The organism is Paucibacter sp. M5-1 (assembly GCF_027498415.2).
Lineage (GTDB): Bacteria > Pseudomonadota > Gammaproteobacteria > Burkholderiales > Burkholderiaceae_C > Roseateles_E.
The window spans coordinates 627888-648126 of the sequence record NZ_JAPZLM020000001.1 but is presented as its reverse complement, the minus strand read 5'-3'; the positions used below and the strand labels follow the sequence as shown (position 1 = coordinate 648126).

15 protein-coding genes, 1 pseudogene and 2 riboswitches are annotated in these 20239 nt (G+C 66.6%); of the genes and pseudogenes, 8 read left to right on the top strand and 8 right to left on the bottom strand.

The features are described from left to right. Positions 1 to 173 precede the first annotated feature (173 nt). Positions 174 to 665: an HAD domain-containing protein gene (locus O5M90_RS02960; RefSeq protein ID WP_269841500.1), complete on the bottom strand. Its 492-nt coding sequence runs from the start codon at positions 663 to 665 to the stop codon at positions 174 to 176. A 12-nt stretch (positions 666 to 677) separates the two neighbouring features. After that, on the bottom strand, positions 678 to 1058 hold the full coding sequence (locus tag O5M90_RS02955; protein ID WP_269841501.1) for a hypothetical protein: 381 nt from the start codon (positions 1056 to 1058) through the stop codon (positions 678 to 680). A 176-nt stretch (positions 1059 to 1234) separates the two neighbouring features. Between O5M90_RS02955 and O5M90_RS02950 the strand changes: the two genes are divergently transcribed. After that, entirely contained in the window at positions 1235 to 1468 is a 234-nt protein-coding gene (locus O5M90_RS02950; RefSeq protein ID WP_269841502.1) for a helix-turn-helix domain-containing protein, read from the top strand. Between the two features lie 1062 nt (positions 1469 to 2530). Here O5M90_RS02950 and O5M90_RS02945 read toward each other — a convergent pair. The 5 genes and pseudogenes from O5M90_RS02945 to gcvT all read right to left on the bottom strand — a co-directional run. Then, positions 2531 to 3067, bottom strand: a pseudogene (locus O5M90_RS02945) (thymidylate synthase); the annotation flags it as partial. Positions 3068 to 3102: 35 nt separating this feature from the next. Beyond that, entirely contained in the window at positions 3103 to 4491 is a 1389-nt protein-coding gene (locus O5M90_RS02940) for an L-serine ammonia-lyase (protein ID WP_269841503.1), read from the bottom strand. A gap of 15 nt (positions 4492 to 4506) precedes the next feature. Then, on the bottom strand, positions 4507 to 7404 hold the full coding sequence (gene gcvP, locus O5M90_RS02935) for an aminomethyl-transferring glycine dehydrogenase (protein WP_269841504.1): 2898 nt from the start codon (positions 7402 to 7404) through the stop codon (positions 4507 to 4509). A 142-nt stretch (positions 7405 to 7546) separates the two neighbouring features. Then, positions 7547 to 7924 (bottom strand): glycine cleavage system protein GcvH, encoded by a 378-nt coding sequence (gcvH, locus tag O5M90_RS02930; protein ID WP_137943444.1) that lies wholly within the window; start codon positions 7922 to 7924, stop codon positions 7547 to 7549. Between the two features lie 31 nt (positions 7925 to 7955). After that, a complete protein-coding gene (gcvT, locus tag O5M90_RS02925) occupies positions 7956 to 9074 on the bottom strand; it encodes a glycine cleavage system aminomethyltransferase GcvT (RefSeq protein WP_269841505.1) in 1119 nt (372 codons plus the stop codon). A 53-nt stretch (positions 9075 to 9127) separates the two neighbouring features. Then, positions 9128 to 9236, bottom strand: a riboswitch (glycine riboswitch). A gap of 9 nt (positions 9237 to 9245) precedes the next feature. Then, positions 9246 to 9349: riboswitch (glycine riboswitch) on the bottom strand. 193 nt (positions 9350 to 9542) lie between these two features. Here gcvT and O5M90_RS02920 point away from each other — a divergent pair. The 7 genes from O5M90_RS02920 (at position 9543) to O5M90_RS02890 (ending at position 17849) form a co-directional block, all read left to right on the top strand. Next, positions 9543 to 10196, top strand: a complete 654-nt coding sequence (locus tag O5M90_RS02920; RefSeq protein WP_440401806.1) for a hypothetical protein — start codon at positions 9543 to 9545, stop codon at positions 10194 to 10196. A 56-nt stretch (positions 10197 to 10252) separates the two neighbouring features. Then, the gene (locus tag O5M90_RS02915) at positions 10253 to 11107 is read left to right on the top strand and encodes a MipA/OmpV family protein (protein WP_269841506.1); all 855 of its coding nucleotides are present in this window, start codon (positions 10253 to 10255) and stop codon (positions 11105 to 11107) included. 63 nt (positions 11108 to 11170) lie between these two features. Beyond that, entirely contained in the window at positions 11171 to 11830 is a 660-nt protein-coding gene (locus O5M90_RS02910) for a response regulator transcription factor (protein WP_269841507.1), read from the top strand. After that, positions 11830 to 13140 carry an ATP-binding protein gene (locus O5M90_RS02905; RefSeq protein ID WP_269841508.1) on the top strand — a complete coding sequence of 437 codons (1311 nt, stop codon included), beginning with the start codon at positions 11830 to 11832 and terminating at the stop codon, positions 13138 to 13140. Before O5M90_RS02910 ends, O5M90_RS02905 begins: the two co-directional genes overlap by 1 nt. Before the next feature lie 64 nt (positions 13141 to 13204). After that, positions 13205 to 14731 carry a DegQ family serine endoprotease gene (locus O5M90_RS02900; RefSeq protein WP_269841509.1) on the top strand — a complete coding sequence of 509 codons (1527 nt, stop codon included), beginning with the start codon at positions 13205 to 13207 and terminating at the stop codon, positions 14729 to 14731. A 183-nt stretch (positions 14732 to 14914) separates the two neighbouring features. Continuing rightward, complete coding sequence (locus O5M90_RS02895; RefSeq protein WP_137943438.1) at positions 14915 to 15754, top strand: flagellin N-terminal helical domain-containing protein; 840 nt, start codon at positions 14915 to 14917, stop codon at positions 15752 to 15754. A 178-nt stretch (positions 15755 to 15932) separates the two neighbouring features. Beyond that, entirely contained in the window at positions 15933 to 17849 is a 1917-nt protein-coding gene (locus tag O5M90_RS02890) for an O-linked N-acetylglucosamine transferase, SPINDLY family protein (protein ID WP_269841510.1), read from the top strand. A 37-nt stretch (positions 17850 to 17886) separates the two neighbouring features. Here O5M90_RS02890 and O5M90_RS02885 read toward each other — a convergent pair whose 3' ends face one another. Then, the gene (locus O5M90_RS02885; RefSeq protein ID WP_269841511.1) at positions 17887 to 20160 is read right to left on the bottom strand and encodes a hypothetical protein; all 2274 of its coding nucleotides are present in this window, start codon (positions 20158 to 20160) and stop codon (positions 17887 to 17889) included. Positions 20161 to 20239 lie beyond the last annotated feature (79 nt).

The window sequence follows — 20239 nt, the reverse complement described above, 5'->3', positions numbered from 1 at the left end:
CGGACGAGTTCAGGCAGCGCGTGATGACCGGACTGATTTACTAGGTCGGCAGGAGCCTTCGCGTCTTCGATGAGTCGCAACTGCTGTGCATCCGGACGAAACTTTGTGGCCATTCCAGCTCCCGCGTTAGTGCCACGGCTCCGAGTGCGAGTACGGGCGGTGTTGCGTGGTACTCATGGCTTGCACTCCGTCAGCGCTTCCTCGAGCTTGCGAAGCGTTCCCGACGAAGTCAGGCCCTTCGCCGGATTGCACTGAACCAGATGGCGCCTGACCTGCGGGTCTTCTGGCCAACCCCGGGCGTCATCGCTCAGCGTTACCCAGTGCGTGACGTCGTGCTTCTTGATGTAGCGCGTGATGACGCCGAAGCTGGTGTTTACCACTCTGATGTCGAACAAGCTGACGTTCCGGACGACGTCCTCGGTAGCGCCAGCTATCCGCTCCTGGAGCCATTCCGGAGTGAGGCCTTTGACTACATCGAAGCCGTAGGTCAGCGTGGCAGTCGACCGCAGAACGACCGAAAGGTTCCAACGTTGAGCAATCGGCTGGAGCTGGTCGGCCCACACGAACGGCTGCGGACCTACGTGCTGTAGACCGTGAAAGAACCGGTACTGGGTCGACGTCGGATGGCAGACGCCGCCCAAGTTGAGGAACAAAATCGGGGCCATGCCATGAGACGCCTATACGTCCGCGCCGGCTGTCGGGTAGACGCGGCGATAGGGCTCGAACGCGCCATCGTGGGTCGACGGCGTGCACGTGAGAACGACGCTTGGCGTCCCCGAGAACCTCAACATGTAGGTTTTCGACATGGTCGATTCGAACGCCTCCTCAACGAGGCCGTACATGGCCGCGTCGGCCGATTGGTTTAGCGGGGAAAGAAATGCTGAGAGAGTGGCAGCCCGGCCATCGATAAAACGGATAGCAGCTTGGAGGTCTACGAAAGCGCGCCGTTGAGGCTTTTGCGACGGCTTAAACAAGCCGCGAATGTCGACAAGGAAGAGGTGGTGGTGGTGGTCGAGGTCAATGCCTTCTTCGGGCATGCTCGACTGAAGGGTGTCCATCGGCGGTTCCTCTCAATCGGTAGGTTCGTGGCAATGAAATGGAGCGGCTGAAGGCCTCAGACGTCACCATGCCAGCCGGAAGTTAGAGTAATGAATGTGACGTATATGGAGTATACGTTTATGGCGTAGACATGTGTGCTGTAGACGTTTCAGTCACAACCGACCAACCTTGGCGGATGGAAGATTTTGATGACGAGCTATACCAAGCGCGCATGCTGCTGGCAGCAAATGTTCAGCGGCTTCGGCAGGAGAGGAATTTCTCCCAGGAGGGGCTGGCCGCCCACGCCGGCATCCATCGAACCTTCGTGTCTCACATGGAACGCGGCGCGCGCAACCTGACGCTCGACAACCTCACGCGGATATCGCTCGCGCTGGAGGTGCCGATGTACGAACTGTTCATGCCCCTCTAACGCAGTGACGGCTGGTTGACTGGCAATATGTTCACGCAGGCGGATTTCCCGGAAGGTGCTGGTTTCTAATACAGTGGCGGCGTCCGCACGATGGGCTTTCCTTGTCCGCAGCGCTCATTGGGATAACTCTTTTCGCAGAGAATTTTGGCTGCTCTCAGTTCACTGGTTCCGGCTGTTTAATAGTGCAGCACTGATAATTTTGCGTGCTTGGCTTTGGTTTAGCCTCGATGGGGTATTTTAGGTCGCACCAGCTTGATGCCAGCATAAGCAGGCTTCTTCGTCACGTGCGTCGACCTCGCCGCAATCCCACCGAAGCAGCGAGTGCGCTTAGGCTTCTCACACAGGCTGGGCTGAGACCCGTGTTTCACGCGTCAAGGGGCGCTCGGAAAGCTGCTGCCTCTAAAAGTCTATTAGTAACCAGCACCGCTATTTGCAGACGTCAGCACATGAATATGGTGATTGCAGCTTCACATTTTCATCTGGCAATGCGAGCGGTAAATTAACGTCATCAACTGCTACTTGACGAACCCAGCATGTGAATATAGCCATGGCAACGTGATATTTACACCATGTGGTTATGTGAGCTAGCAGCTGCACATGTCATTGGCCGTACATTAGTATTGCAATACATATGCTGTTGACGTAAATGAGCTGGTGAGCAACATACCCAGCTACTTGTATGTCGAACCCAGTTATAAGAATTCAGCAGGTGTGAATCTCTATGCCAACATGCGAGGAAGGTGCAACGGACGCTGGATGGTCCCTACAGCAGGTGTAGTGCGCAAGGACAGGCATCCGTATTTAGGCGGTGCTCCAAAGCTAGGGTCCTGAACGCTGCGTGGCCCGCGGCTACAGCGTCTCAGCTAGCTCGTCCAGCTGACCTGAGCGTGAATTTGTGCAGCGCAGCATTTCTTAAGGGCGCCACCTGGCCCGCCGAAGCTGGGCGTTCATTCATTGGTCATAGCGCTATGCCGCATGTCGCACCCTTGAAACCTAGGATTCATGCGGGGTGTAGCCCAGTTCCGGTCAATGCAGGGTGTGCGCTATGCTGGAAAGTCTCCGCACGCCGAGGAAGATGTCGGCGCTGCGCTGGTAGAGCTGGCAGGACAGCTTGCCCTCGGCGACATAGAACTGGAAGAAGGCGTGGCAGGGCATCAGGGCCATCTTGCCCAGATCGGCCACATTCCAGGCGCTGACGATGATGCGGCGCGAATCGGGATTGCTCTTGAGGGTCTTCACGACCTCGGCGATCTGGTCGATATGGCCGCCGTCCGGCGTCGGCCAGCTGCGCCACTGCACGCCGTAGACCGGGCCCAGGTCACCGTCCTCGCGGGCCCATTCGTCCCAGATCGTGCAGCCGCGTTCCTGCAGCCATTTGACGTTGGAGTCGCCGCGCAGAAACCACAGCAGCTCCAGGATGATGGACTTCAGATGCACCTTCTTGCTCGTCACCAGCGGGAAGCCCTGGCTCAGATCGAAGCGCATCTGGTGGCCGAACACGCTGCGCGTGCCGGTGCCGGTGCGGTCGGTCTTGTGCACGCCATGCTCGTGGACATGGCGCATGAAGTCTTCGAACTGGGAGCTGTTGGACGTGGTCATGCCGGCATTCTAGTGACCCGCCGATGCCGGAACTCTCAGCACTCGACGATGTTGACCGCCAGGCCGCCGCGCGCCGTTTCCTTGTACTTGGTCATCATGTCGGCGCCGGTGTCGCGCATGGTCTTGATGACCTTGTCGAGGCTGACGAAATGGGTGCCGTCGCCGCGCAGCGCCATGCGGGCCGCATTGATGGCCTTGACCGAGGCGATCGCGTTGCGCTCGATGCAGGGGATCTGCACCAGGCCGCCGACCGGGTCGCAGGTCAGGCCCAGATGGTGTTCCATGCCGATCTCGGCGGCGTTCTCGACCTGCTCCGGCGTGCCGCCCATCACCTGGCACAGCGCGCCGGCGGCCATCGAGCAGGCCACGCCGACCTCGCCCTGGCAGCCGACCTCGGCGCCCGAGATCGAGGCGTTTTCCTTGTAGAGGATGCCGATGGCTGCGGCCGTCAGCAGGAAGTCGACGATGCCGTCCTCGCTGGCGTGGTGGACGAAGCGGGCGTAGTAATGCAGCACCGCCGGCACGATGCCGGCCGCGCCATTGGTCGGCGCGGTGACGACGCGGCCGCCGGCGGCGTTTTCCTCGTTGACGGCCAGCGCGTAGAGATTGACCCAGTCCATCACCTGCAGCGGATCGCGCAGCGCGGCCTCGGGGTTGGCGGTCAGGTCGCGGTGCAGCTGGGCGGCACGGCGCTTGACCTTGAAGCCGCCCGGCAGGATGCCCTCGGTCTTGCAGCCGCGCGTGACACAGTCCTGCATCACCTGCCAGATCTTCAGCAGGCCGGCGCGGGTCTCCTCGTCGCTGCGCCAGTGGCGCTCGTTGCGGCGCATGATCTCGGCGATGCTGATGCCGTGCTGTTTTGTCAGCGCCAGCAGATCATCGCCGCTGTGGAAGGGGTAGGGCAGCACGGTTGCATCGGGTGCGATGACCTTCTGCTTGCTGCCGTCGGCCGCGACCTCGTCGCTGACGACAAAGCCGCCGCCGACCGAGTAGTAGACACGGTTAGCGATCTCGGTGCCCTCGGCATCGAAGGCCAGGCAGCGCATGCCGTTGGCATGGAAGGGCAGCGATTCGCGGCGCTTGAAGATCAGATCCTTGGCCTCGTCAAAGCCTATGGCCTGCTCGCCGATCAGGTTCAGCGCGCCGCCGCGAATGCCGGCCAGCAGCTCGGGGATGGCCTCGATATCGACCGTGTCCGGCTCATGGCCGGCCAGGCCCAGCAGCACGGCCTTGTCGCTGCCATGGCCCTTGCCGGTGGCGCCCAGGCTGCCGTAGAGCACGACCTGGACGCGGGCGCTGCGCTCGAGCAGGCCCTCGTGCTTGAGGCGCAGGCCGAACAGCCGCGCCGCCCGCATCGGGCCGACGGTATGCGAGCTCGATGGCCCGATACCGATCTTGAAGAGGTCAAAAACGGAAACGGCCATCGGGCTCTACCTCGCTCAGGCTTGTTGCTCGTACTCGGACAGCGGCACGCAGCTGCAGAACAGATTGCGGTCGCCGTAGACATTGTCGACCCGGCCCACCGGCACCCAGTACTTCTGGCGGCGCAGCGTGGCGACCGGGTAGGCCGCCTCCTCGCGCGTGTAGCCATGGGTCCAGTCGGCCTTCAGCAGGCTCTCGGCGGTGTGCGGCGCGTTGACCAGCGGGTTGTCCTCGCGCGACCAGCTGCCGGCTTCCACCTTCGCGATCTCGGCGCGGATCGCCAGCATTGCGTCGCAGAAGCGGTCCAGCTCGGCCTTGGACTCGCTCTCGGTCGGTTCCACCATCAAGGTGCCGGCAACCGGGAAGGACAGCGTCGGCGCATGGAAGCCGTAGTCGATCAGGCGCTTGGCCACGTCCTCGGCGGACACGCCCGAGGTCTCCTTGAGCGGGCGCAGATCCAGGATGCACTCATGGGCGACGCCGCCGCCCTTGACGCCGGCGATATTGCCGCTGAAGTGGATGTCGTAGGCATCGGCCAGACGGGCGGCCACATAGTTGGCCGACAGGATGGCGGTCTCGGTCGCGGCGGTCAGGCCGTCGGCGCCCATCATGCGCACATACATCCACGAGATAGGCAGCACGGCCGCATTGCCCAGCGGGGCGGCGGAGACGGCACCGATATTGGTCTCGCTGCCAAGGCCCGCGCTGCGATGCGCCGGCAGGAAGGGCACCAGGTCCTCGACCACGCAGACCGGGCCGACGCCCGGGCCGCCGCCGCCGTGCGGGATGCAGAAGGTCTTGTGCAGGTTCAGGTGCGAAACATCGCCGCCGAACTCGCCGGGTGCGGCGACGCCGACCAGCGCATTCATGTTCGCGCCGTCCACATAGACGCGGCCACCATGGCTCTTGACCAGCGCACAGATCTCCTTGACATGGGTGTCGAACACGCCATAGGTCGAGGGATAGGTGATCATGATCGCGGCCAGGTTCGCGCTGTGCTGTTCGCACTTGGCCTTCAGGTCGGCCAGATCGATATTGCCCTCGGCGTCGCACTTGGTCACGACCACGCTCATGCCTACCATCTGGGCCGAGGCCGGGTTGGTGCCATGGGCCGACTCGGGGATCAGGCAGATCTTGCGGTGGCCTTCGTTGCGCGACTCGTGCCAGGCCTTGATCGCCAAGAGGCCGGCGTACTCGCCCTGCGAGCCGGCATTGGGCTGCAGACTGATGCCGGCATAACCGGTGGCCTGGCACAGCCAGGCGGTCAGCTGCTCGTTGAGCAGCGCATAGCCGGCCAGCTGATCCTGCGGCGCGAAGGGGTGCACGCCCGCGAACTCCGGCCAGGTGATCGGGATCATCTCGCTGGTGGCATTGAGCTTCATCGTGCAGGAGCCCAGCGGGATCATGCTGCGGTCCAGCGCCAGGTCCTTGTCGGCCAGGGCGCGCAAGTAGCGCAGCATCTCGGTTTCCGAGTGGTGGGTGTTGAAGACCGGGTGGGTCAGATAGGCGCTGGTGCGCAGCAGCTCGGCCGGGATCAGCGCGGCAATCCCCTTCTCGGCGGCCTCGAAGTCGGTCGCCCCCGCGCCGAACACCGCCAGGATGGCGGCCAGATCGGCGCGCGTGCTGGTCTCGTCCAGCGAGATCGACAGGCTGGTGGCCGAGGCGCGGCGGAAGTTCATGCCGGCGGCGACGGCGCCGGCCAGCAGCGCGGCTGTCTTGTCCCCGCTCAGGACCTGCAGCGTGTCGAAGGCGCCCGCATTGGCGATCTCATAGCCCAGAGCCTTCAGGCCCTTGGCCAGCAGCGCGGTGTAGCTGGCGACGCGCTGCGCGATGCGCTTGAGGCCATCCGGGCCGTGATAGACCGCATACATGCTGGCGACCACGGCCGGCAACACCTGGGCGGTGCAGATGTTCGAGGTGGCTTTCTCGCGGCGGATGTGCTGCTCGCGGGTCTGCAGCGCCAGGCGGTAGGCCTTGTTGCCATGGGCGTCGATGCTGACGCCGACCAGGCGGCCCGGCAGGCTGCGCTTGAATTCGTCCTTGCAGGCCATATAGGCGGCATGCGGGCCGCCGGCGCCCATGGGCATGCCCAGGCGCTGGGTCGTGCCGATCGCGATGTCGGCGCCTTGCTCGCCGGGGGCTTTCAGCAGGGTCAAGGCCAGCAGGTCGGCCGCAGCGATCAGCAACGCGCCCTGCGCATGCAGTGCGTCGGCGGCCGCCTGCAGGGGGCGGATCTCGCCGTTGACGCCCGGGTACTGCAGCAGCGCGGCAAAGCAGGGGCTCTTGCCGGCCTCGGCGGCCGGGCCGACCTGCACCGTGATGCCCAGCGGCGCGGCGCGGGTCTGGATCACTTCCAGGCTTTGCGGCAGCACATCGTCGGCGACGAAGAAGACCTGGCTCTTGCTCTTGCCCACGCGGGCGGCCAGGGTCATCGCCTCGGCGGCGGCCGTGGCCTCATCGAGCATCGAGGCATTGGCGATGGCCATGCCGGTCAGGTCGGTGACCATGGTCTGAAAGTTGACCAGGGCCTCCATGCGGCCTTGCGAGATCTCGGCCTGGTAGGGCGTGTAGGCGGTGTACCAGGCGGGGTTCTCGAGGATGTTGCGCAGGATGACGCCGGGGGTCAGGGTGCCGTAGTAGCCCTGGCCGATATAGCTCTTCAGCACCCGGTTCCTGGCGGCGACCGCCTTCAGCTCGGCCAGGGCCTGGGCCTCGCTGGCGGCGGCGGGCAGGTCCATGCCCACGGCGCGCTTGATGCTGGCGGGCACGATGGCCTCGATCAGCGCGCGGCGCGAAGCGGCGCCGATCACCGACAGCATGCCGGCCTCGTCGGCCGCATCGGGGCCGATATGGCGGGCGTGGAATTCGGCGGCGTTCTCGAGCTCGCCCAGGGGCTTCAGAGCAGACATCAACATGGCAACAATCCTTGCAATACAACAGCGGGCACCAGGTGCCCGCGTCTTTCAATCACGGCCGAAACAAGTCGCCCGCCGGGCCGCCCCAAGGGCGGCTTGATCCCCTCGGGGGATCACCCGGGGTACACCCCGGGCGAGGGGCTCACAGGCCCTTGACCAGCTCGTCATAGGCCGTGCTGTCCATCAGCGCGTCCAGCTCGGCCGGCTTGCTGAGCTTGACCTTGAAGAACCAGCCGGCCTTCAGCGGGTCGCTATTGGCCAGCGAGGGGTCGTCGCGCAGCGCTTCGTTGACCTCGGTGATCTCACCCGACACAGGCATATAGACATCGGCCGCGGCCTTGACCGACTCGACCACACCGGCCACATCCTTCTCGGCAAAGCTCGCGCCGACGGCGGGCAGGTCGACAAAGACCACATCGCCCAGCGCGTCCTGCGCATGGACCGTGATGCCCACGGTGGCCGTGCCGTCGGCTTCGATCTGGACCCACTCGTGGTCGGCGGTGTACTTGATAGTGCTCATGGGGTGCTCCGTGAAGTAGGGGTGCGACTGATCAGCCGCGGTAGTAACCGTTGGGGGTGAAAGGGGTGGGGCTGACGGTCATCGGTGTGCGCTTGTCGCGCACGATGGCCCAGACCTGGGTGCCCTGGGCCGCATGGCTGCTGTTCAGATAGGCCAGGGCCACCGGCTTATTGACCGTCGGGCCCAGGGTGCCGCTGGTGACGACGCCGATCTCGACGCCGGCCTCATCCACCAGCTTGGCGCCTTCGCGCACCGGCATGCGCTCGCTGCCGACCAGGCCGACGCGCTTGCGTGCGGCGCCGCCGGCCAGCTGCGCGTCGATCACGGCCGCGCCCGGATAGCCGCCGGCGCGCGCACCGCCGGCACGGCGCACCTTCTGGATCGCCCAGGTCAGCGAGGCCTCGACCGGCGTGGTGCCGGTATCGATGTCATGACCATACAGGCACAGGCCGGCCTCCAGGCGCAGCGAGTCGCGCGCGCCCAGGCCGATGGGCTTGACCTCGGGCTGGGCCAGCAGCTTGCGCGCCAGGGCCTCGGCCTGCGCGCCGGCCACCGAGATCTCGAAGCCGTCCTCGCCGGTGTAGCCGGAGCGGGTCAGGAAGGTCGGGATGCCGTCGAGCTCGAAGAAGCCGCCGGTCATGAAGGTCAGCTTGGCGACTTCGGGATTCAGGCGCGCGAGCGCGGTCACGGCCTGCGGGCCCTGCAGCGCCAGCAGCGCCTGCTCGGGCATGGGGATGACCTCGCACTTGGTACCGATGGTGGCTTGCAGATGGGCGATGTCCTGCACCTTGCAGCCCGCATTGACGACGACGAACAGATCATCGGGGCGGCGGCAGATCATCAGGTCGTCGAGGATGCCGCCCTGCTCGTTGGTGAAGAGCGCATAGCGCTGCTTGAACACACCCAGGTCGATCACGTCGACCGGCACGAGGGTTTCGAGCGCGGCGGCGGCGCCGGCGCCGACCAGGCGCAGTTGGCCCATATGCGAGACATCGAACAGGCCGGCCGCGGCGCGGGTGTGCTTGTGCTCGGCCATCACGCCCGACGGGTACTGCACCGGCATGTCATAGCCGCCGAAGGGCACCATCTTGGCGCCGAGTTCGAGATGCAGGGCGTGCAGGGGGGTCTTGAGGAGAGCGTCGGCGGACATCTGGAAAACTCCGAGGGCATTCAAACAGCCCACGCCCATCGGGGGCGCGGGGGGATGCCCTCGCTGTCCGGCTTACCTGAGAGATTGACCGCTGACGGTTCGCCAACAGCTTGCCCCTTCGGTGGACGGACTCGGGGCCCGCCTCTCTCCAGTGAGGAACGCCCGGTTCTGGGCGTTTTGTCAGTCCTTTTGCCTGAGCGTTCGCAGCTTGGGATCACCATCGCCACTGCGCCTTCGGCGGCTTCCGCTAGGAAGCTCTCTCCTGACCGGCGGGATTGTAGCCATGGTTTGGCGTGCCAAGAGCCACAGCCGTGGGAAAACACACCGGCCCGCAAGATCTGCAGGGGTGGCGCGCCGCCGGCCAGCCCGATTCAGCCCGCCTTCATCTGGGGTCCAGGAAGTCTTCAGCGTAGGGGCCGACACTGCATGGAATCCGCAACACCTGACCCCAACAGCCGGACTCCCGACATGCCCTATTTTCTGACTCTTGCCCTGTTGCTGGCGTTGGTCCAGCCAGCCAGAGCCGCCGAAAACGCCAAGCTGCCGGCCGCGGAACTGTTCTCGATGGCGGCCGCGCTGGACAAGCTGCCCGCCGACCAGCGCGACGCCTTCGGCCTGCGCCACCGCATCTGGTCCAAGCAGGCCGGCAAGCCGCTGTCGGTCTGGTATGAAGACCAGGGCCAAAAGATCGAAATCCCGCTGCGCGCCGATGGCAGCTTTGATCGCCCCGCCGCGCTGGCCCGTCCGGGCTTCAATCCCATGCTGATGGCCAACCAGCCCGAGGCCGGCGTTGAACTCAGCATCGACCTGCTGGCCCAAGTGGCTGACAGCAGGGAGCTGCATTACGCCGATCTGATGCGTTCGGTGACGCAGATGAATGCCTTCATCAAAAGCCAGGCCGGCTTGATGAGTCTGTTCGCCCCGACGGTCCACAGCCTGCACTTCCGTTGCCAGCCCCAGGCCGAGTGCGCGCTGACCGCCCACCTGCCCGAGGGGCCCAAGACCTATATGCCGGACGCCAGCGGCCGCATCACGCTCAAGCTCAGCAAGGCGTTGATGAAGGCCAACCCCCGTCTGAGCGGCAAGACCCCTTTTGCCGAGATCGTCGGCGATATGGAATGAGCTGCGCCGTCGATCGTTTTCCCTCCGCTTTACTCACTTGAAAGCCCGATGCATCCATGAATACCAACACCCGTCATTGCAACTTCCGCGCTTCGCTGCTGACCCTGGCCCTGCTGAGCCTGATCGGCGCGGCCCAGGCCCAGGCCAAGGATCAGGCGCAGCCCGAGGGCAACACCCTGATGCTGGGCCTGGGGCTGGGCTTCGGCGCCAAGTACGCCGGCTCCAAGAAGATCGAAGGTGGCGTCATGCCGGGGATCGACTACAGCATGAGCAACGGTTTCTATGCCAGCACCCTGCGCGGCATCGGCTGGGGCGGCCAGAGCGGCCCGTTCGGCTATAGCGCCGGCCTCGGCCTGCGCGGCGGCCGCGAAGACCGCGACAAGAAGAAGGGCCTGGGCGGCGGCGGCGCCAATGAGTTGCTGGGCATGGGCGAGATCAAGACCACCGCCACCCTCAATCTGGGGGTCAGCTACAACCTGATGGATGCCGTCGAACTCAGCGCTGGCGTGGAGTTGCCGCTGAGCAAGGGCAAGAAGAACGCCAAGCTCGGTGACAAGGCGCTCCAGCATGGCACGGTCTTCAGGCTGGGCGCGAGCGCCGGCATCTGGGGCAATGACAGCAGCGATGTTTCGATCGAGCTGGGAGCGACGGCCGGTGACAAGAAGTACATGCAGACCTTCTTCGGTGTCACCCCCGAGCAGGCGGCGGCCACCAAGTTCAAGGCCTATGCGCCCAAGGCCGGCTTCCATTCGGTCGAGGCCAGCATCAACTGGAACTACAAGATCGACAAGAAGTGGGGCGTCGTGACCTCGCTGGGCGTGAATCATCTTCTGGGTGATGCCGGCAAGAGCCCGATCGTGCAGCGCAAGAGCACCCCTACCGGCATGGTGATGCTGACCTATCTGTACTGACCTCCGCGCCCCGGCTTAAGCCTGGCCTAAGTCTGGCCAGGCGGGGCTGTGGACAATACCGGCATGCGTTTATTACTGGTGGAAGACGATCAGATGATTGGCGAGCAGCTGCTGGACCTGCTGCGCGCCGAGGGCTATGCGGTCGACTGGGTGCGCGACGGCGAGCAGGCCGACACCGCGCTGCAGGCCCAGGACTACGACCTGCTGCTGCTCGATCTGGGCCTGCCGCGGCGCGACGGCATGAGCGTGCTGCGCGCCTTGCGCGCGCGCAAGCAGCGCCAGCCGGTGCTGATCGCCACCGCCCGCGATGCGCTGGCGCAGCGGGTCGAAGGGCTGGACGCCGGCGCCGACGACTATGTGCTCAAGCCCTTCGAGCTTGACGAGCTGCTGGCCCGCATCCGCGCGCTGCTGCGCCGCGCCAGCGGCCGCGCCGAGCCGGTCTACGAGCATCTGGGCGTCAGCCTGAATCCCGCCACCCATGAGGCCACGGTCGGCGGCCAGCCGGTCACGCTGTCGGCGCGCGAATGGGCCGTGCTGGAACCGCTGCTGGCACGGCCGGGCCTGGTGCTGTCGCGCCAGCAGCTGGAGGAGAAGCTCTACAGCTGGAAGGACGAGGTCACGAGCAATGCGGTCGAGGTCTATATCCACGGCCTGCGCAAGAAGCTCGGGCCCGGCCTGATCCAGAATGTGCGCGGCCTCGGTTATATGGTGCCCAAGCAATGATGACGGCAAGACCTGCCCCCTCGCTGCGGCGCCGGCTGATGCTGTTCCTGCTGGGCGCGGTCAGCCTGGCGGCGTTGCTGCAGGCCTGGAGCGCCTACCGCACGGCCTTGCAGGAGGCCGATGCGATCTTTGACTACCAGATGCAGCAGATGGCGCTGTCCATCGGCGGCGCGGCGCCGCCGCGCCATCTGCCCGAGGAGCTGGAGCTGATCATCCAGGCCTGGACCGACGACGGTCTGCAGCTGTTCGCGCCGGCGCCGCGGGCGCGGCTGCCGCAGCGCGCGGTGCTGGGCTTCACCACTGTCGAGTCGGAGGGCAAGCAGTACCGCGTGCTGTCGATGCAGACCGGCGGCCGGGTGGTGCAGGTGGCCCAGGAACTGGCGGTGCGTCAGCGCCTGGCCGGGCGGCTGGCCTGGCGTACGATCACGCCGATCGCCATCGTGCTGCCGCTGCTGATGGCGGTGGTGGGCTGGGTGGTGAGCCGCTCGCTGGCGCCGGTCGAGCGGGTGCGTAAGCAGCTGGCGGCGCGGGCGGCCGAGGATTTGTCGCCGGTGGGCGAGGGCGGCCTGCCGGCCGAGATCCAGCCCATGGTGCAGGAGCTGAACTCGCTGCTGGCGCGCATGCGCCAGGCCTTCGACGCGCAGCAGCATTTCGTTGCCGACGCCGCCCATGAGCTGCGCTCGCCGCTGACCGCGCTGAAGCTGCAGCTGCAGGCCCTGCAGCGCAGCGGCGGCGAGCCCGAGCGCGCGCTGATCCAGCAGCGCCTGGGCGCCGGCATCGAGCGGGCCGGCCATCTGGTCGAGCAGCTGCTGCTGCTGGCGCGCCAGCAGGCGGCGGGCAGCATCGAGAGGCGGCCGGTCGCGCTGGAGCCGCTGACCCGCCAGCTGATGGGCGAGCTGGCCGCCAGCGCGCAGCTGCGGCAGATCGACCTGGGCCTGCTGCGGGCCGACGCGGTCAGCGTTCCCGGCCAGGCCGATGCGCTGGCCGTGCTGCTGCGCAATCTGCTGGACAACGCGCTCAAGTACACGCCCGAGGGCGGGCGGGTCGATGTACTGCTGCTGGACGAGGGCGGCACGGCGCGGCTGCGCATCGAGGACAGCGGCCCCGGCATCGCGCCCGAGGAGCGCGAGCGCGTGTTCGATCGTTTCTATCGCAGCAGCGAGCAGCAGGCCCAGGCCAGCGGCTCCGGCCTGGGCCTGGCCATCGTCAAGTCGATTGCCGAACGCCACGGCGCCCGGCTCGCGCTGGAGCGCTCGGAGGCGCTCGGCGGGCTGCGGGTGGATGTGCTGTTCGACAAGAGCGCGCCTTAAGTGCCACCTAAGTCTTGCTTGCCATAGTGAGCCCATCGACGCTCACTTTTTAGCAGGAGGCTTTATGGCAGCAGCAGAAACAATGATCCCGGCCAAGCGTTTGGTCTGGGCCCTGGCGACCGCCGGACTGATAGGCGTTGGCGGCGGCGCGATCGGCGCGGCGGCCTTGCAGAAAACGGCCACGCCGCCGGCCGCCAGCGCCCAGCCCGGCCAGCCCGCGCCGGCGGCACCTGTCCAGGCGCTGCCGCCCAGCACAGCGCCTGCTCCATCGCCCGCTGCAGCCACGGTGCTGCCCGACTTTGCCCAGATCACCCAGCAAAACGGTGCGGCCGTGGTCAATATCAGCGTTACCGGCAGCGTCAAGACCAGTCGCGCCGCGCCGCAGCTGGATCCCGATGATCCCTTCTACCAGTTCTTCCGCCGTTTCCAGGTGCCGGGCCAACCGGGCCAGGCCCGCGAGATGCCCACGCGTGGCCAGGGCTCGGGTTTCATCGTCAGCGCCGACGGCCTGATACTGACCAATGCCCATGTGGTGCGCGACGCCCAGGAGGTGATGGTCAAGCTGACCGACCGGCGCGAGTTCCCGGCCAAGGTGCTGGGCAGCGACCCCAAGACCGATGTGGCGGTGCTGAAAATCGAGGCCAAGAACCTGCCGGCGCTGAAATTGGGCAGCAGCAAGGACCTGCGCGTCGGCGAATGGGTGCTGGCGATAGGCTCGCCCTTCGGTTTCGAGAACAGCGTCAGCGCCGGTGTCGTCAGCGCCAAGGGCCGGGCCCTGCCCGACGAGACCTTTGTGCCCTTCATCCAGACCGATGTGGCGGTCAACCCCGGCAACTCGGGCGGCCCGCTGTTCAACGCCCGCGGTGAGGTGGTCGGCATCAACTCGCAGATCTACAGCCAGTCGGGCGGCTACCAGGGCATCTCGTTCGCGATCCCTATCGAGGTGGCGACCCGGGTGCAGCAGCAGATCCAGGGCGGCGGCAAGGCTCGCCATGCGCGCCTGGGCGTGACCATCCAGGATGTGAACCAGAGCTTTGCCGACTCCTTCAAGCTGGAGCGCCCGGCCGGCGCGCTGGTGGCCGGGGTCGAGGCCGGTGGCCCGGCGGCCCAGGCCGGACTGCGCTCCGGCGATGTGGTGCTGAAGTTCAACGATCAGCCCATCGTCGCCTCCAGCGATCTGCCAGCCCTGCTGGGCCAGGCCACGCCGGGCGAGACCGCCACGCTGGAAATCTGGCGCCAGGGCAAGCGTGAGCAGCTCAAGGCCAAGCTCGGCGAAGCCGGCGAGCCGCAGCAGGCCAAGGCCAAGGCCGAGGACGAGCAGGCCACGCCGGCCGGCAAGCTGGGGCTGGCGCTGCGGCCGCTGCAGCAGGGCGAGCGCCGCGGTGCCGAGGGCGGCCTGGTGGTGCAGGACGCCGGCGGCGCTGCGGCCCGCGCCGGCGTGCGGCCCGGCGATGTGCTGCTGGCAATCAACGGCACGCCGGTCAGCTCGGTCGAGCAGGTGCGCGAGGTGGTGGCCGCGGCCGATAAATCGGTGGCCCTGCTGGTGCAGCGCGGCTCGGAAAAGATCTTCGTGCCGGTGCGCATCGGCTGATTCCTGGTGCCCATGGGCGGCTTTGTGTGAACAAAGTCGCGCAGCGAAGCCCGCTTCGGCGGGTTTCGCTTTTTTTGCTTCAGCGATTTAAGTCCGCCGGCACGGCTGCCGCCTTGTACCGGTGAGGGCAGAAGTTCCTGCCCGCCAACGAAGACACAACCCTTCTTCTGGAGTGAAAACATCATGTTGAGCCTGCACACCAACGCCGCCGCCCTGTCCACCCAAAGCTCGCTGGGCAGCACCCAACGTGCCCTGACCACCTCGATGAGCCGTCTGGGTACCGGCCTGCGCGTCAACTCCGCGATGGACGATGCCGCCGGCCTGCAGATCGCCACCCGCCTGAACGCCCAGACCCGCGGCATGGCCGTGGCCCAGCGCAACACGCAAAACGGCATCTCGATGCTGCAGACCGCCGAAGGCGCTCTGAATGAAGTCAGCAACATCGTGCTGCGCATGAAGGACCTGGCCACGGAAGCCTCCAACGCCACCTCCAACGCCGACGACAAGACCGCGATGGACAAGGAGTTCCAGGCCCTGAGCGCCGAGCTGAACAACATCATGTCCAACACCAAGTTCGGTGGTCAGGCTCTGTTCAGCGGCGCCGGTGCGACGCTGGCCGCAGCCGCCTCCTTCCAGATCGGTTCGGACGCTGCCGAGGTCTATGCCTTCAACTCGTCGGCCTCGCTGTCCGCTGCGACCGGCGCGCAAGCCACGCTGACCGGCGGCAATGTGTCGACCGCCGGCACCGCCACGACGGCCATCACCAATGCCAACACGATGCTGGACAAGATCGGTGCACTGCGCGCCGAGCTGGGCGCCGGTGCCAACCGCCTGGACCACGTCTACAACAACTTGCAGAACATGAAGACCAATGTGTCGCAAGCCAAGGGCCGCATCATGGACGTCGACTACGCGACGGAGACCTCCAACATGACGACCAAGCAGATGCTGATGCAGGCCTCGTCGTCGATGCTCAAGCAGAGCAACGGCATGTCCGGCATGGTCATGTCGCTGCTGCAGTAATTGCCGCAGTTGCCGTGACGGCGGCGGTCCGCGCACCGCCGCATCGAAAGCCAGGCTTGCGCCTGGCTTTTTTTATGGGGTCGGCGTGACAAGCCGCACGTCGGCAGGGCCTGCCTCGGCCGGCGTCGGTCCGGACCTTTCTAGAATTTCGCGTCAACAACGCGCAGGACGGGATCGCATGAGCAGTTTCCAGCAGACCCTCAGGGCAAAGCAGTACCGTGAGGCCGGCCACCGCGCGATGACGCGCCAGCAGTGGAGCGATGCCGCGCGCGAGTTCGGGCGCGCCCTGCACCAGCTGCCCAAGGACAGCCAGCTCTGGCTGTCGATGGTGCAGGCCCAGATGGCGATGAACGATCTGGCCGGCGCCCAGCAAAGCGCCGAACGCCTGGTTGAGCTCGAGCCCCACAGCCTGGCCGCGGTCAAGCTGCTGGCCGAATGCCTGCGCAAGCGCGGCCGCAGCGACGAGCTGCTGGCGGTCTGCGCCCGCTTGCCCGCCCAGGTGCCGCGCGACGAGGAGCTGCTGATGATGCAGGCCGAGGCGCTGCTTTTCACGCCGCGCATGGCCGAGGCGGTGCCGCTGCTGACCCAGGCCCTGCAGCTCAATATCAAGAACAGCCTGGCCCACTTCCAGTTGGGCCTGGTGCTCAAGGACCTGAACATGGCCAGCCAGGCCGCCGTCTGTTTCGAGACCGCGGTGCTGACGGCCCAGAACGTGCGACCCGATGTGCGGGCGCTGGCGCTGTCGCGCCTGGTGTTCCAGCTCGCCCTGATCTGCGACTGGCCCCAGCTGCAGCGCCACAAGAACACCATGCTCGACGAGCTGTCCCAGGGCAGCGATGCGGCGGTGCTGGAGATTGCCCCGTTCACGCTGCTGGCGCTGGAGAGCAGCGCGCAGCAACAGCTGCGGGTCGGGCAGCTGCGCTGCGCCGCGCTGGGCCGCTCGATCGAGCCGCTGGCGCCGCGCGGCGCGCGCCGGCCGGGGCGGCTGCGCATCGGCTATTTGTCGTCCGACTTCTTCATGCATGCGACGGCCATCCTGATGACCGAGCTGCTGGAGCTGCGTGATCGCGAGCGCTTCGAGATCTTTCTGTACTGCCACAGCCCCGAGGACGGCTCGCCCGAGCAGCTGCGCCTGCGCGCCGCGGCCGACCATTTCCGCAGCGTCAAGAGCCTGGCCGATGTCGAGGTCGCGCGCCTGATGCGCGAGGACGATATCGACATCGTCATTGACCTGAAGGGCCACACGCACAACAGCCGCATGCACATCCTGGGCTACCGCCCGGCGCCGGTGCAGGTCAGCTACCTGGGCTATCCGGGCTCGACCGGCGCGGCCTTCATCGACTATGTGGTCGGCGATGCGGCCGTCACGCCACTGGCTCATGCGCCGAACTACAGCGAGCGCATCGCCCAGATGCCGCACAGCTACCAGCCCAACGACAGCCGCCGGGCGCTGCCGAACAAGCCGCCGCGCGCGCTGCTGGGCCTGCCCGAGGATGCGCTGGTGCTGAGCTGCTTCAACCAGAGCTACAAGATCACCGCCGAGATGGCCGATCTGTGGGCCCAGATCCTGAAGTCCGTGCCCCAGGCCGTGCTGTGGCTGCTGGCCTGGAACGAGGCCGCCCAGCGCAATCTGAGCAAGGAGATGGCCGCGCGCGGCATCGATGCGAGCCGCCTGCTGTTCTCGCCGCTGATCGGCAGCAATGACAATCTGGCCCGGCTGCAATGTGCCGACCTGGTGCTCGACACCTGGCCTTGCAATGCGCACACCACGGCCAGCGAGGCCTTGTGGGCCGGCGTGCCGGTACTGACCGTGCCGGGCGAGACCTTTGCCTCCCGCGTCGCCGCCAGCCTGGTGCAGGCCTGCGAGCTGCCGGCCTTTGTCTGCGCCAGCCCGCAAGCCTATGTCGACAAGGCGGTGAGCCTGCTGACCGGGCTGGACGAGCTGCGCGCCGCCCAGGCCCATCTGCGCGAGCAGCGCATGCAATTGCCGCTGTTCGACAGCCGCCGCTACACCCGCGACTTCGAGGCCTTGCTGCTGCGCATGTGGGAGCGCCACGAGGCCGGGCTGGCGCCCGCGCCGCTGAGCGCCGCCTGAATCGGGTCGGGGCCGCCAAGCCCCGACCGTCGCTTCCTCAGGCCATCGCCGCTGTGCCCAGCAGCGCTTCGAGCTGGCGGCGGAACTGCGGCCAGGAGAATTGCGCGTCGTAGTAGGCGCGCGCCTGTTGCGCCAGCGCTGCGGCCGCGCTGCCGCGCTCACCCAGCAACGCGGCCAGCTGCTCGGCGCTGGCCCAGCCCAGCTCGCGCTCGGCATAGACGCTGAAGTTCTCGACCAGGGAGCCGGCCTCCATGCCCGAGAAGAACAGCACCGGCAGGCCGGCGCCCTGGGCCTCGATCGCCGCGCGTCCGCCGCCCACCGGCGCCGAGCCGATGTAGAAGGCGGCGTCCGGCAGCGCCCGCAGGGCCTCCCACAGCGACGGCACCAGACCCAGCGGCACGAAGCGGGACGGATCGATGCGCTGCGCACGCAGCTGGCTGCGCACAAAGGCAATCCAGCTGTCGTCCAGCGGGCCGATGAAGTAGAACTCGCCGTCGACCGCGCTCAGCGCGGCGGCGACGATCTTGTGCAGCGCGAACTCGCCGGTCTGCACGAACTTGCCCGGCCGCCCCGAGGTGACCACCGAGCGGCGCTGGCCGGCGGCGGGCAGCGGGCGGCAGCCCTGGTCGGCGACATAGAGCGGCAGCAGATGGACCGGCTGCTCCAACTGGCCGCCGCAGGTCTGGGCCAGCATCTCGGACAGGTCGGCATGGGCCACGCCGGCCAGCGTGCAGCCCAGGCTGGGGTTGTGGTCGCAGTGGTGGATCAGGGTCTTGCCGGCGCTGGGATGCCACAGCGTGCCGACAAAGGCGACCGGGTCCTGGTGATGCTGCAGATAGACGATCTGGGCCAGCGGCAGGCCGGCGGCGATGCGGGCCAGCGCGCGGCTCTTGTCCCAGAGTGTGGGCTCGGACAGGCAGATCACCTCGATGCCCTCGAAGCGCTCGCGTATCCAGCGCATCTTGGGTCCGTCGTTCTGGTAGGTCGAGAACAGATCGGTCAGCACGATGACCGGCCGCTCGACCGCGCGGGCGATATCTTCCAGCACCTTGGTATGGCCGCCGACCTGGAACAGCTCGGTCGCGACGATCAGCGTCACATCGGCCGGCTCGGCGCGCGGTGATGCGGCGCCGGGCTTGGTGCCCAGCGCGCGCGTCAGGCGCTCGATCTGGCGGTCGAAGTCGGGGTAGTAGAGCCCATGGTGGGCCACGCCGGGCAGACAGAAATGCTGGTGCACGGCCAGCGCGATGATGTTCAGCGCCTCGTCGTGGCGGCCGGCGTCGATCTGGCGGCCGGCCTTGTCGGCGGCATCGTCCAGGTACTGGAACAGCGGAGCCGGCTTGCGACCCGGGCGGTTCGGCAGGAGCGGGGCCGCACCGGCCGGCGCCGCGCCAAAACCCAGCGCCAGGTCCTGGGCGGTCTGGCCGATGGCGCCCTGGCTGTGCACCTGCCACAAGCCGGCCGCGAAGCCCAGCGCATCGGCATACTGCTCGACCGGGTCGGTCTGCCTGAAGCGCTCGAGCTGGGCGTAAAGCCTGGCGTAAAAGGCCGGCGTGCCGAACTCCTGGCCGAACAGGCGCTCGAGGTCCTGCTCATCGAACCAGCCGATGCAGTCCTCATAGGCGGCCGGCGGCTGGCTTGCCGCACGCCGCTCGGACAGTACCGGCGTGCCCAGCGACTGGCACAGAAAGGCCCGCACCTGCTCGAAGCGGGCGCTCTCGTAGAAGGGCACATTGACGACGGCCTTGGCCTCGCGGATCAGCGCGTCGCGCTCGGCGCCGTAGAGCGGGAAGGGTGCCACCATCACCCGGCGGCCGCAGGCCTCGATGCGCTTGAGCAAGCCGGCGCGGCGCTCGTTCATGCTGCCGAAGAACAGCAGATCGATGGGCCGCTGCTCCAGCGGCAACGCGTCGTCCTGTGCCATATAGGGCGCGTACTGGAAGGAGGTGATCGGGATGTCGTCCGGATAGTCGCTGCACTGCGGCGGGTTGGCCGGGTCGTAGTCGATCACCGCCGAGTTGCGCAGCAGATGCAGATAGGCTGCCGGCAGGCGCGCGCCTTCGCGGCCGAGCTGCTCCAGATTGACAAAGATGCAGCTGTAGGCTTGGCACAGCCGGATGTCAAAGCCCAGATGGGCGCCAAACACCAGGTTGACGGCACCATGGCGCAGGTAGTTGCGTTCCATGCTGACCTCGGCACCGAAGCGCTGGAACTGGAACTGGAAGTAGATGGCCGGGTCCAGCAAGGCGTCGCCATGCGCGTAGCCGGGCGGGTGGATCAGGCAGATATGGATGGCGGGCAGGGCGCTCATAGCGTCTCGACAGGGATGGGTTTGGGGTCCGGCGGGAGCCGGCGTTTAATTGTTTGGCGATCCAGGTCGCCTTCCATGG